The sequence below is a fragment of the Galbibacter mesophilus genome (genome assembly GCF_023721415.1).
Lineage (GTDB): Bacteria > Bacteroidota > Bacteroidia > Flavobacteriales > Flavobacteriaceae > Galbibacter > Galbibacter mesophilus.
Map to the genome: position 1 here is coordinate 211,578 of NZ_JAMQVC010000001.1, position 13,229 is coordinate 224,806.

The following is a 13,229-nucleotide window of genomic DNA, read 5'->3' on the forward strand; positions in this document are numbered from 1 at the left end:
TTGAGAAACACTCAACTTTTAACTTTTTAACTTTTAACTTTTTTAACTAAAAACATATGTCTGTTCTTGTATATACCGAAACCGAAAACGGAAAACTTAAAAAAACAGCTTTTGAAGTTGCTTCCTACGCAAAAGGCGTAGCAGATATGCTTGGCACAAGCGTAACTGCCGTTGCCGTTAATGCTGATGACGTGAGCGAACTTGGAAAGTATGGTGTAGAAAAAGTTTTGACCGTTTCAAATGATAAACTGAATAATTTTAACGCCAAAGCATATGCAGATGTGCTAAAGCAAGCTGCCGAAAAGGAAAGCAGTAAAGTAGTAGTGGTCAGTTCTAGCGCAAATGCCAAGTTCTTAGCTCCTATTTTAGCGGTAAACTTAAACGCTGGTTACGCTTCTAACGTGGTTGCATTACCAGAAAGTGACAGCCCGTTTAAAGTGAAACGTACTGCTTTTACCAATAAAGCTTTTAATGTTACTGAAATTACTACGGATGTAAAATTGGTAGGATTGTCTAAAAACGCTTTTGGACTGAAAGAAAGCGATGGTGCCGCTTCAACTGAAGATTTTTCACCATCGTTGAATGATGCTGATTTTACTACGGAAGTTTCTTCTGTAGATAAGGTTACTGGGAAAGTGCCAATTGCTGATGCAGAAATCGTTGTTTCTGGAGGTCGCGGACTAAAAGGCCCTGAAAACTGGGGAATGGTTGAAGAATTGGCTGATGTTTTAGGTGCTGCCACAGCTTGCTCCAAACCTGTTTCAGATATGGGATGGAGACCGCATAGCGAGCACGTTGGACAAACAGGAAAGCCTGTTGCCTCCAATTTATACATCGCAATCGGTATTTCTGGAGCCATTCAACATTTGGCTGGTATCAATGCTTCCAAAGTAAAAGTGGTTATCAATAACGATCCAGAAGCGCCTTTCTTTAAAGCCGCAGATTACGGTGTTGTTGGGGATGCCTTTGAGGTTGTTCCTCAGCTAATCGAAAAATTGAAAGAATTTAAAGCGAATAACGCATAATTTTTGTTAAATTGTGCCCCTAAAGGGCTGTCTAAATTTTTGGGATTTGCCCATAATTTAGACAGCCTTTGCTATTTATAATGAAGTATGAGTTTAGTAAAATTAAACATAAAGGGGATTTCTTACAGCCAAACGCAAAATGGTGCATACGCATTGATTCTTAATGAAGTAGACGGCGAAAGAAAACTCCCTATTGTTATTGGAGCATTTGAAGCACAATCTATTGCCATAGCACTGGAAAACGAAATAAAACCACCAAGGCCACTTACACACGACTTGTTTAAAAGTTTTGCCGATCGGTTCGAAATTGTTGTAAAGCAAGTCATAATACACAAATTGGTAGACGGTGTTTTTTATTCCAGTATCATTTGTGAGCGCGATAAAATTGAAGAAATTATAGATGCTAGGACTAGTGATGCTATTGCCTTAGCACTTCGATTTAACGCTCCGATTTTCACTTACAAAAACATACTTGACAAAGCTGGAATTTACTTGAAATTTGCTCCTAAAGATGAAAAAGAGCAACAGGAAGAAAGCATAATTGTAGATGAAGTTTTAAGTAATGAGTCGGCTCCAAAAAGTGAAACTTCCTACAAAACTTATTCCTTACAAGAATTGTACACCATGCTGGATGGCGCTGTAAATAATGAAGATTACGAGAAAGCAGCGAAAATAAGGGACGAAATTTCTAAGAGAGAAGAAAAATAGTTCTCCACCGTTAATCAATCTACCGTAAAAATACTAACATCAATACTTAAGAAACGTGTTAAAAAAATTTCTTTTACTACTGTTAACTATTTTTCTTACGGGAAGTTTGACAGCTCAAGACATTGAAAAAAAGTGGATTCCTAGCGACGATAATACAATAGAACAGCTCGAATTTAACAACGGAGATTTTTCCTTCAGTAATAAAAATCAAGAATTTTCAGGAAGTTATATTTTTCAAAATAACAACCTCATCCTCTACTATAATTCTCCAACCGATAGTCTAGAGCGATTTAAAATCAATGAGATTACCGATACTACCCTCGTTTTTACCAATAAAGCGAACGTTTTTAAATTTATTCCCGGTAGCGAAACGATTAAAGGTGGTATCGTTTCACCTTCAGAAAAAAAAGATTTAATTCCCAATCAAGGATTTAGCTTTCAAAGCCTCTGGCGCGGCGCTTTGGGTATGTTCTGCCTGCTATTTATCGCATTTCTTTTCAGCAGTAACAGAAGAGCCATTAACTGGAAAACTGTAGGTATTGGTATTGGGGCACAACTTATTTTAGCGGTAGGTATATTGGAAGTTTCCTTTGTTCAAAAAGCGTTTGAATGGGTTGGTAGCATTTTCGTGTTGGTGTTGGACTTCACCGCCGCGGGTAGTGAATTCTTATTGGGAGACTTAATGGACACCACCAGTTTTGGTTACATATTTTTATTTCAAGTACTGCCCACTATAATTTTCTTTTCCGCTTTAACATCTGTTTTATTTTACTTAGGAGTAATTCAAGTAATTGTAAAGGGAATGGCCACAGTGCTCTCTAAACTTTTAGGCATATCTGGCGCAGAAAGTCTTTCCGTGGCAGGAAACATCTTTTTAGGACAAACGGAAGCGCCTTTAATGATAAAAGCTTATCTAGAACGTATGACCCGTTCAGAAATTCTCTTGGTTATGGTTGGTGGTATGGCTACCGTTGCCGGAGGTGTTTTGGCGGCTTATATCGGTTTTTTGGGCGGTGATGACCCTGCCCTACGTTTGCAATTTGCCAAACATTTGTTGGCAGCATCAGTCATGGCAGCACCGGGAGCAATTGTCGTTTCAAAAATACTTTATCCGCAACAGGAAAAGGTAAACACCAATGTAGAAGTTTCTTCTGATAAAATTGGAGCCAATATCTTGGATGCTATCGCCAACGGAACCACCGAAGGTTTAAAACTAGCTGCGAACGTGGGAGCTATGTTACTCGTATTCATTGCTTTTATCGCTATGATTAATTACATTTTGGGTTGGCTTGGCGGACTCACAAGTTTGAATACCCTTTTGGCGGAACATACTCCTTACGAATCGTTCTCCCTAGAGTCAATTCTTGGTTTTATTTTTGCACCGCTCATGTGGCTTATTGGCGTAGCCAAAGAAGACATGATGCTTATGGGGCAGCTACTGGGAATTAAACTGGCTGCCAGCGAATTTGTAGGCTATGTGCAATTAGCCAACTTAAAAGACATCAACAGCTTAACGCATTTCACTTATAATAAATCGGTAATTATGGCCACTTACATGCTTTGTGGTTTCGCAAATTTTGCTTCCATCGGTATTCAAATAGGTGGCATAGGCTCACTTGCCCCTGGTCAGCGAAAAACGTTATCGGAATTTGGTATGAAGGCAGTAATTGGTGGGTCTTTGGCTTCCCTACTTTCAGCAACTATCGCTGGGATGATTATTGGGTAAGTATTTTTTTATGTTTTTAGTTTTTTACGCCTTTTTCCATTTATAAGTGGAGGTTAATGGCAATGTTGGTCACTCAATTATCAACAAGAATTTCTGCAATTCTACTTTTTGACTTTTATACTTTTTAACTTCTTAACTTTTCTATTCTTTCTAAATCCTAAATACTCTAGTCCCACAGAATAATTAAATTTCTCTCCGTATCTTTAGGCTAAATTAGCCCTACCATGAAAGCATTTCAATTCAATCAAAATAAAGTTCTTGTACCCAGTTATTTTGCTGAAACAGATAACGAATTGACTTCAGCAGTAAATAACGAAGAACTAGCAGCTTACGCGTCACCAACAGGCAAAGGTATTATCGCTTTTATAGATGAAGAGCAATCCATCATTTCTGAAAAAGACCTTAGCAATCAATTTATTATCTTTCAATTATCTGATAAAAAGGAGGGTGCAGCCGTACTGGAGTCTTCTGAGGTGAATCCTGACATTGAAGGTTCAGAAGAGCAGCCTGATGTGTTGGTCAATTTAAAAATGCAATCTTTTCATATAGGGGACGATGTAAAAATAAATAAACGAACGCGGGCTACCATGCGCATAAATATTGGGAAAGACGAAAGTTCTTCTAACTCCTATTTTGAAACCGTATTTTGGAGCATTGCCGCGGGACTCGACCTTTACAATAAAACGAAAAACAAACCCGCAACCCCTAAAGATTTAAAAGCAGATTTTAAAGAGGCTTTTGCTAACCGACCCATTGAAATCCCGGGTGGCTTGGCAAAAATGACTTTTGAAGTGGTAAAACACGAAGAACCGAAATGGTGGCAGCGTATTTTCAATTTCTTTAAATCTGGGACTGGTCAGGTTTTTACCAGTACCATTGGTTTTCCTGCCATTACTGCTTCCGCCATTAATCTGGTTGATGAATTACTGAATAAACTGGACAAATCGGATCCTGAGGTGTTGTTTAAAAGTAGGCCTTTGCGGTTGGCGCTTTCCCAAAAAGCAAAAAATGACTATACAAGTGGCAACGAACGTATAAAAATAGGTGCGCTCACTCCGGGATTTTGCGTGTTGGCCAGAGGTAAGGATTTTTTAAAACTGATAAATGCAAACGCATATTATTATCCGACCTACGGAAAATTAGTGCCCGAAAATGTTTCGAATGCCGATTTAGTTGCTGGAAATTACAACGATCCTTTTAAAAATGTTACCTACGTAATCTTTAGAATTGGAATGAAAGCTACCAAACTAGACCCTACTTTTAACTACGGAAATACTGATTTCTAGTGGTAGTTGATAACATCTTGATAAATTAAACCATCGATTTCAAAAATCTTCTACTCGATTTTATATTTTCGTATCGTACGTTAGGGAGTGAGGCTACTTCCTATTAAAATTGTTCTTCGACATGCTCAGAATGACAAGAAAAGCCTAAAAACACTCACTTTAAGAACGATGTAAGATGAAACAATATCACGACCTTGTAAAGCACGTATTGGAAAATGGAAATGAAAAAGGAGACCGTACAGGAACGGGCACCAAAAGTGTCTTTGGTTACCAGATGCGGTTTGATCTAAGTGAGGGTTTCCCAATGGTTACCACCAAGAAACTTCATTTAAAATCCATTATTTACGAATTGCTTTGGTTTCTTAATGGTGATACCAACGTTCAATATTTACAGGAAAACGGAGTGCGTATCTGGAACGAGTGGGCTGATGAAAATGGTGATTTAGGACCCGTGTACGGACACCAATGGCGCAATTGGAACAGTGAAGAAATTGACCAAATAAAAGAGGTTATTGATACTTTGAAAAACAATCCAAACAGTCGCCGTATGTTGGTTTCTGCTTGGAATCCGAGCGTTTTGCCAGACACTGCCGTTTCATTTTCAGAAAATGTAGCCAATGGTAAAGCTGCTTTACCTCCTTGCCATGCGTTCTTTCAGTTTTACGTAGCAGATGGCAAACTATCTTGTCAACTGTACCAACGAAGCGCTGATATTTTCTTGGGAGTTCCTTTTAATATTGCTTCCTATGCCCTTCTTACCATGATGATGGCACAGGTATGCGGATACGAAGCTGGTGACTTCATCCACACTTTCGGGGATGCTCACATTTACAATAATCATCTAGAGCAGCTGGAACTTCAACTATCCCGGACACCAAGACCGTTACCCACTATGAAATTAAACCCCGAAGTGAAAGATATTTTCAGTTTTACTTTTGAGGATTTTACGCTGGAAAACTATAACCCACATCCACATATTAAAGGAGCGGTGGCAGTTTAAAGTTTGGTTTTAAACTTTTTGCTAGCAATCGTAGAATTTACCGCTTTTGCCACTTTAACATCTTTTAACTAGCAATTCTACAAAGCCTTTGTTAAAATCGTTATTTTTAGTACAAAAAATTAAAGAAAACGATTATTAATGTTAATCACCAACGAAATTATCGGTAATTTCCTTCAAACTAGGCAAGCTACTGAAGAGATCTGCGCCCCGCTCACCCAAGAAGATTATGTGGTACAACCCACTGTAGATGTTTCTCCGCCTAAATGGCATTTGGGTCATACAACATGGTTTTTTGAGGAGTTTGTGCTCAAGAAATTTGTAGAGGATTATGAAGAATTCGATCCACAATTTAGCTTTCTCTTCAACAGTTATTACGAGAGCATGGGAAAACGCGTATTGAGAACCAATCGCGGTAATTTAACCCGTCCTTCCGTAGAGGAAGTATATCGCTATAGAGACCATGTAACCAATCATGTTTCTGAATTCTTGGATGATAATTTAAATGAAGAAATTGCTAAACTCATTACCATTGGAATTAACCATGAACAGCAGCATCAAGAGCTTTTGTTTACGGATATAAAATACATTTTAGGGAACAACCCTATTTTTCCTCATTTTTCTGAAACTTTTGAAGAAAACTTAATCGAAAAGCAAAAAAATAAATGGATTAAAATTCCGGAAGGCACCTATGAAATAGGTCATGCAACTACTGATTTTTGTTTTGATAACGAATTAGGAAAGCACAAGGTTTTTCTTCATAAATATAAAATCTCCAATAAACTAGTAACCAACGAAGAGTATCTCGAATTTATAAATGATGGCGGTTACTCAAATTTCATCTATTGGCATGCCGAAGGTTGGGACTGGGTTCAGCAGAACGAAATTAAGTGTCCGCTTTACTGGCATAAAATTGACAAGGAGTGGCATCAATATACTTTTAAAGGACTAAAACCTTTGGATATGGAAGCGCCTGTAACCCATGTTTCTTATTACGAGGCTTTTGCCTATGCAGAGTGGAAAGGATTGAAATTACCCACGGAATTTGAATGGGAAGTTGCACAAGATTATTTTGATTGGGGCAAACGTTGGGAATGGACCGAAAGTGCCTACACCCCCTACCCTTTTTACAAAAAAGAGCCAGGAGCATTAGGAGAATACAACGGGAAATTTATGGTGAACCAAAAAGTACTTCGCGGTGCTTCCGTAGTAACTGCAAAAGACCATTCCAGATACACATATCGCAACTTTTTTCATCCACATTTACGGTGGCAATTTACAGGAATTAGGCTTGCTAAACGATAAACTACATACAGAAGAAAAGATGCCCAACTTTATAAACGCATTTGAAGAAGATGTGTACCAAGGCTTAACAGCATACCCCAAAAAATTATCATCTAAATACTTTTATGACGAGAAAGGGGATAAAATATTTCAGCAAATAATGAACATGCCGGAATATTATCTAACCAATGCAGAATACAACATTATTGAAACCCATAAAAAATCCTTGGCCGAAAAGTTTGCCGGCCCAACGGGTTTCGACCTTATTGAATTGGGTGCAGGAGATGGGAAAAAAACTAAAGTACTTTTAAAATATTTAAATGACGAGCAATATAAATTCACTTATTTGCCCATTGATATTAGTAAGTATGTTTTAAAAGATCTAAAAGAATCATTGGCGGTGGAATTACCGAATGTGGACGTACAGCCCCAAGAAGGAATGTATTTTGAAGTTTTGAGCAAGCTTGCTGAATATAAGCACCGGAAAAAGGTAATTATGGTTTTAGGCTCAAATATTGGCAATTTGCTACATGAGAAAGCGATTGAATTTCTTCAAAACATACAGCAAAGTATGAATGAAGGCGATTTATTGTTCATGGGGTTTGATCAAAAGAAACATCCGCAGCAAATAATTAACGCATACAGCGATAAAGCCGGAATTACCGAAGCTTTCAACAAAAATTTATTGACCCGTATCAATAGGGAACTGGAAGCCAATTTCGACCTTGACCAATTTCTACATTGGGAAACGTATGACCCAGAAACGGGAACCGCGAAAAGTTTTTTGGTAGCAAAAGAAAACCTAAAGGTTACTTTGAAAAAACTTCATCTCACCGTGAATTTTGATGCTTGGGAAACCATCCATACGGAAATTTCCCAAAAATACGATGACCATACGGTAAACTGGCTCGCAGAAAGATCCAATTTAAAAGTTATCGACCAATTTACGGATGATAACAACCTTTTTAAAAATTACGTATTCAGTATTTAGAAAATTATGGAACTAATCAATAGTACACAGAACAAATTTCATCATTTAGCGCAATACTTGGCTGCATTCAGCAATAGTTACCTTGAAAAACGCCCTGATGATAGTCAGTCTGCTTTGATATGGTCTATTTCTAAAAGCGCATTGCAGTCACAAAAAGTGAATGACTTGTATCTTGAACTTAGTTACCAAGAGGTTTACCTAAGAATTTATAAGAATGATACTTTTAAAGAGCTCGATTTATTAGGACTTACAGAAAGTGGCATTGATTCTTGGATAAGAGAAACGCTGGAAGATTTTGGATTATCCGCCAGTAAATATCATCACGACTTAGGTTTTTCAATAGAAACCCCTTTCGATACGTTTGTGTCATTAGATAATGAGGATGAAAAGATAATTTTACAGCTCATCGAACAACGCAACATTGCGCAAAAAGCATTGGAAAGTGTAAAAGTTCAGCAAAATAATACTTCTTCAATTTATGTTTGGCCGCATCATTTTGATACGGGAATGCTGGTTTATGAAGATAACAGCCAAGAAAAAGGATTCGGATTAGGCTACGCAATTGCTGATGATAACGTTTACCAATTACCTTATTATTACGCGTATCCCTTCAGCAACAAAAAAATCGATTACGCCAACTTAAAACCACTAGCAAACGGGCAATGGATTCTTGGCAACTGGAACGGGGCAATTATTCCAGTTGATGAAAAATACGATTTAAACGTAGTTGAAAAGTTCTACAAAGATTTTATAGACGAAATGAACGACCGTTTAGAGCACTAAACAGATAAAACTGCATTTTCTGTGCCCGCATAGTCATTCCATCGAAAATCATCTGCCTCTGCTTCATTTATATAATTCCCATCGATAATGTATCGGAATTCGTAAGATTCGTCTTTAGGAACTTCAAAAGTACCCTTAAAGTTTCCATTCTTCAATTTTTTAAGTGCTGCTGACTTTTTATTCCATTCGTTGAAATCACCAACCACCCAAACGTTTTCTGCACCTTCTGCGGGAACGGTAAAAGTTACCTTACAAACCGGTCTAGATTTTAAATACTGTTTTGAAATTGCCATAATTAAGATGTTTTAATCCAGTTAATACTTTATCAAAAGAATAAATTAAAATCCTCTTAAACAACTAGTAAACAAATATTTATCATTTTATTAAAACAGCCTTAACTAAAAAAGGAAATGCGTAAAATTAGGATAGAAAAAATAACAAATAGATTTATTGATGTTTTAAAATATTGCAAACTCTATCTATGTCTTTCGTAGTGTTATACAAATGAAAACTCACTCTAACACCTTCTCCACGAACAGAATACACCACATTTCGAGCCACTAATTCTTCTTGCATTTTCTTATTTACTTTCAAGCTAAAAATGGTAGAATGCTCATTTCGACTCTTTATTTTATCTGATAATAAATTTAAGTCCGAAAAGCGTTTCACTGCATATTCCGAAAGTGTTTTCAAATAATTCTCAATAGTGTCAATTCCTATTTCGTTAAACTTCTTAATTGAAAACAAAAGGCTCCCGCAGTTAAGCGTATCAATATGCCCTGGTTCAAAATGGTACTGAAGATGGTTTTTATCCTGAAGAAAAGGCTCTTTCTGAGGCTCAAAGTCAAATGACTTTGCATACAATTTATCTACCATGTGCGATTTAAAAGCCATGTAACCATTGCCAAAGCCGGCGAGCAACCATTTATAGCCACTCCCTCCCAAAACATCGATTCCCGATTGTTCAAAAGAAAACTTTTCAGTGCCAATAAATTGGGTGCCATCAGCAATAAAAATGGTTTCGGGATACTCTTTCTTCAAGCGATTTATAAAGTCCAAATCGATTTTGATTCCGTTTAAATACTGAACGATACTAAAAGCAAAAACGTCAGGGCTTTCTTTTTGAAATGTTTCTTCTATGTCTTCTTCCAACATTCCTTCAGAAGATAGGGTTTGCACTTTTTTAAATCCGCTGCTTTTAAACGGCCAGTTCAAGGAAGGGTAATCATCTTCCAACAACAATATGCTTTTATCTTTATCCAACCCAGCAACCAGTGTTTTTAGCGCAAATGAAAAATTAGGCACTAGAACAGTTTGGTCGGCTTTAGCATCCAAAAATTGGGCTACCTCGCTTCGGATTTCTTTTATAAGTTTATGAGTGGACTCCCTAAATTTACTTCCCCCAATCAACAAATCGATATCGTGAGTTTGCCGCCACTCCATCAATTCTTCGGAAAGTAATCCGCTTGCGGCCGTATTTACATAGGTATATTGACTAACTAAAGGAAAGTCTTTGGAAAACTGTTCTATGGTCATGTTTTTCAGCTAAAAGGTTCAGAACATAAAATTACGTAAAGAAATTCCAAACCACGCCAAAACGAACTATAAAGTCACGATAAGGATAATTTGGAGCCGTAAAGTAGTCTGGCTCGGCAAAGAAAGTATTAAACTGTTCTGCCTTGAGATAAATTCTGGTACGGCGGACTTTAGCGTTAATAAAGAAATCCATCATGGGGAAACCACCGATTTCCTCCCTGTCCTGCACCAGCAGTTCCCCAAGCACCGGACTGTAAGAATTCATGTAATATTCCGTGAAATATTTAGCTGTTAATCCAACTTGTATATACAATGCTTTTTTAAACAAATGATTGGAGTAATATAAAGTATTGCGCGTAGTGAACTGCGGAACATTTAAAATGTTTTCACTCTGATTTACATTTTGATACATTAAAGTATTTGCCAATCCCCATTTACGTAAAAAGTGAATATCGTTGGAAAATTTAACCTTCATGGAGTTGATCGATCCAGAAAATTGTGTTGGTAAGACGGTTTGAACGTCATCAGCAATACTGGAAGTAGAATCTCCTTGATCTAAAACCTCTTGGAAATACGCATATTTATCGCGTATGGTATATGCCACGCTTAATTCTCCCCATTTCTTTGAAGCTACTGTACCTTCGAAGGTGCTTATGTTTTGTTTTTCAAAATCATCGTTCTGCCAATTATACGATTGATAATCACTTTGATACAACAAATAATTAAAATTTGGCATTCGTGAAGATGCGTGTAAGTTGGCTCGAACGCTGATATCGTCGTTTACTTCGTAGCCCGCTTCAGCATTCAGGAGCGTTCCGCCCATATCGCCCACGATATTTTGGGTAAAATCGGCAGCCACCGTAAACCCGCCTATCCTCTTTTTCCACTTACCTCCCAAGGAAATTTCATTATTCTGCATCTGATTTCCAATAATTTGATTTTCTTGGACAACGAGACTGTTGAAATAATAATTGTAACGATAGAAGTTCACCAGAAAGGAAGCTTCCCCGATTATCTTATTGTTATAATTTAAGTTGAGCTGATTATTGAATGTTTTTAACCTAGCGCGGTCCTCCAAATTACTTGCTTGAAAGGACTCTCCAAAATAAGGATTGGCTCTTCCTTGACGGAATTCATAAATCTTGGTTTCATATGTGAGCTCATGCCCAATTGATAGTCCGTAATTACGAAGTGAATCTTGTTCTTTAAAAAGAAAATATTGATGATCTAAAAAATATCGCTTACCTAACAGAAAATTCTCGGCGTCTTCAAATCGAACATCAATACGGGAACGGTCTTGAAACTCTTCGTCTCCAGAAGTAAACTGCTCTGGAACTGCCAATCCACCATTTTCTTGATTCAGTATGTCTTGAGAGGTAATATGTCCTCTCATTTGATATTTTCCGCTTTTAGTATGATAGTTGGTTGTAAATCTGAAATTTCCCGTACTGGATAAAATATGCTGATATTTTCCCAGAGAACGGGTACCCTTGTAGGCGAAAGAAAAATTAAACTGCGGAGATGTATTTAAAGTAATCAAGGCATCCAGCACTTGCCCTTGCTCCATCACAGTTTTATAAAACAGTTCGGTGGATGGGGTTGGTACATGGTAATAATCAATATCTTCAACTTCCATGTAATTATTATACTTTGCCTCTTCCCCCATTCTTGGATAAAAGCCTTTTTGCTCGGTCTCGGCTCCTAGAATGTTGTAAGTCTGACCAACGTTCGCAAAAGGCAACAGTTCAAAATTGTCCTTCCGAAGGTAATTGTATTTGTATTCTTTGAAAATGGTAAGTGTAGTGTCGAAGTGGGTAGTATCCCTTTCGTAAGAAATAATTTTATAATCTTCGATTGCAAATTCTTTTTTGTCTTCCTTTTTTTTGTTGAATTTCCTTTCAGAAAGAACCGAGGTTGTATCCGAAGCTACTTCGGCATCCGTCTCAGTTTGCGCATAACCAAAGCCCAATCCAATGACAAAGAATAACAAAACGAAATTAATATACCTCATCCATTTTTAGTTTGAAAGCAAAGGTAAATTATTTGCTTGAAATGAACCAGTAATAAATTTTAAACACAAAATCATGATTAACAATATGCTCCAACTATATTTCGACGAGCCTGGTTTCATAAATATAAAGCTAAGTTGTCCTGTTCGTAATTTCTACTGAAGTTCACTTTGTATAAATTTTATCTTTTACCTTTGAAAGCTGATGCTCCTTTATTCATCAACACAATAACGACTAAAATGCTGAAATCTTATAGCCATTACAAATTTGAAGCCGGAACCGATGAAGCCGGAAGAGGTTGTTTAGCCGGACCGGTTACCGCTGCGGCTGTAATATTGCCTTCTGAATTCGACAATGAGATAATAAACGATTCTAAGCAGCTAACGGAAATTAAAAGGAATCTTCTGCGACCTATAATAGAATCTGAAGCCCTTTGCTTCGGAGTTTCTCACATTTTTCCTTCAGAAATCGATGAAATCAACATTTTAAATGCTTCCATTTTAGGGATGCATCGAGCCTTGGAACAGCTTACAACCAACATTGAGCATATTATTGTGGATGGCAACAAGTTTAAACCGTACTGCGAAATACCCCATCAATGCATTATTAAAGGCGACAGTAAATATTTGAGCATAGCAGCAGCTTCCATTTTGGCAAAAACCTATCGTGATGCTTACATGGAGCAAATCCATGAAGAATTCCCTATGTACAATTGGAAAAAAAATAAAGGATACCCAACAAAAGAACACCGAGAAGCTATAAAGAAATACGGAGCAACCAAATATCACCGTAAGTCTTTTCGGTTATTACCGGAGCAGTTGCGGTTGGAGCTTTAGGATGTTCAAAGACATTTTATCTCAAAAATCCTAATAAAACCAACCAAA

12 protein-coding genes are annotated in these 13,229 nt (G+C 37.3%); 9 read left to right on the top strand and 3 right to left on the bottom strand.

Going from position 1 to position 13,229, the window contains the following annotated elements; all coding sequences use genetic code 11:
• The first annotated feature begins 56 nt into the window (after positions 1-56).
• The 8 genes from NDQ75_RS00865 (at position 57) to NDQ75_RS00900 (ending at position 8,800) form a co-directional block, all read left to right on the top strand.
• Positions 57-1,025: an electron transfer flavoprotein subunit alpha/FixB family protein gene (locus tag NDQ75_RS00865; RefSeq protein ID WP_202028882.1), complete on the top strand. Its 969-nt coding sequence runs from the start codon at positions 57-59 to the stop codon at positions 1,023-1,025.
• 87 nt (positions 1,026-1,112) lie between these two features.
• Positions 1,113-1,733 (top strand): bifunctional nuclease family protein, encoded by a 621-nt coding sequence (locus NDQ75_RS00870; RefSeq protein ID WP_202028883.1) that lies wholly within the window; start codon positions 1,113-1,115, stop codon positions 1,731-1,733.
• A 55-nt stretch (positions 1,734-1,788) separates the two neighbouring features.
• Positions 1,789-3,459 carry a nucleoside transporter C-terminal domain-containing protein gene (locus tag NDQ75_RS00875; protein ID WP_202028884.1) on the top strand — a complete coding sequence of 557 codons (1,671 nt, stop codon included), beginning with the start codon at positions 1,789-1,791 and terminating at the stop codon, positions 3,457-3,459.
• 224 nt (positions 3,460-3,683) lie between these two features.
• Positions 3,684-4,745: a hypothetical protein gene (locus tag NDQ75_RS00880; RefSeq protein WP_202028885.1), complete on the top strand. Its 1,062-nt coding sequence runs from the start codon at positions 3,684-3,686 to the stop codon at positions 4,743-4,745.
• Positions 4,746-4,920: 175 nt separating this feature from the next.
• Positions 4,921-5,745: a thymidylate synthase gene (locus tag NDQ75_RS00885; protein ID WP_202028886.1), complete on the top strand. Its 825-nt coding sequence runs from the start codon at positions 4,921-4,923 to the stop codon at positions 5,743-5,745.
• Between the two features lie 138 nt (positions 5,746-5,883).
• Positions 5,884-7,047, top strand: coding sequence for an ergothioneine biosynthesis protein EgtB (gene egtB, locus NDQ75_RS00890; RefSeq protein ID WP_202028887.1), 1,164 nt, complete (start codon positions 5,884-5,886; stop codon positions 7,045-7,047).
• Positions 7,048-7,066: 19 nt separating this feature from the next.
• Entirely contained in the window at positions 7,067-8,017 is a 951-nt protein-coding gene (locus NDQ75_RS00895; RefSeq protein WP_202028888.1) for an L-histidine N(alpha)-methyltransferase, read from the top strand.
• 6 nt (positions 8,018-8,023) lie between these two features.
• Entirely contained in the window at positions 8,024-8,800 is a 777-nt protein-coding gene (locus NDQ75_RS00900) for a hypothetical protein (RefSeq protein WP_202028889.1), read from the top strand.
• On the opposite strand, the gene NDQ75_RS00905 is transcribed toward NDQ75_RS00900, so the two are convergent.
• The 3 genes from NDQ75_RS00905 to NDQ75_RS00915 all read right to left on the bottom strand — a co-directional run bounded on the left by NDQ75_RS00905 (position 8,797) and on the right by NDQ75_RS00915 (position 12,347).
• Positions 8,797-9,093, bottom strand: a complete 297-nt coding sequence (locus NDQ75_RS00905; protein ID WP_202028890.1) for an isoamylase early set domain-containing protein — start codon at positions 9,091-9,093, stop codon at positions 8,797-8,799. The two genes, NDQ75_RS00900 and NDQ75_RS00905, sit on opposite strands and share 4 nt — an antisense overlap.
• A gap of 154 nt (positions 9,094-9,247) precedes the next feature.
• A complete protein-coding gene (locus NDQ75_RS00910) occupies positions 9,248-10,336 on the bottom strand; it encodes an aminotransferase class V-fold PLP-dependent enzyme (protein ID WP_202028891.1) in 1,089 nt (362 codons plus the stop codon).
• Between the two features lie 31 nt (positions 10,337-10,367).
• Positions 10,368-12,347 (bottom strand): putative porin, encoded by a 1,980-nt coding sequence (locus NDQ75_RS00915; RefSeq protein WP_202028892.1) that lies wholly within the window; start codon positions 12,345-12,347, stop codon positions 10,368-10,370.
• A 237-nt stretch (positions 12,348-12,584) separates the two neighbouring features.
• On the opposite strand from NDQ75_RS00915, the gene NDQ75_RS00920 reads away from it, so the two are divergent.
• Entirely contained in the window at positions 12,585-13,181 is a 597-nt protein-coding gene (locus tag NDQ75_RS00920) for a ribonuclease HII (RefSeq protein WP_202028893.1), read from the top strand.
• The last annotated feature ends 48 nt before the right edge of the window (positions 13,182-13,229 follow it).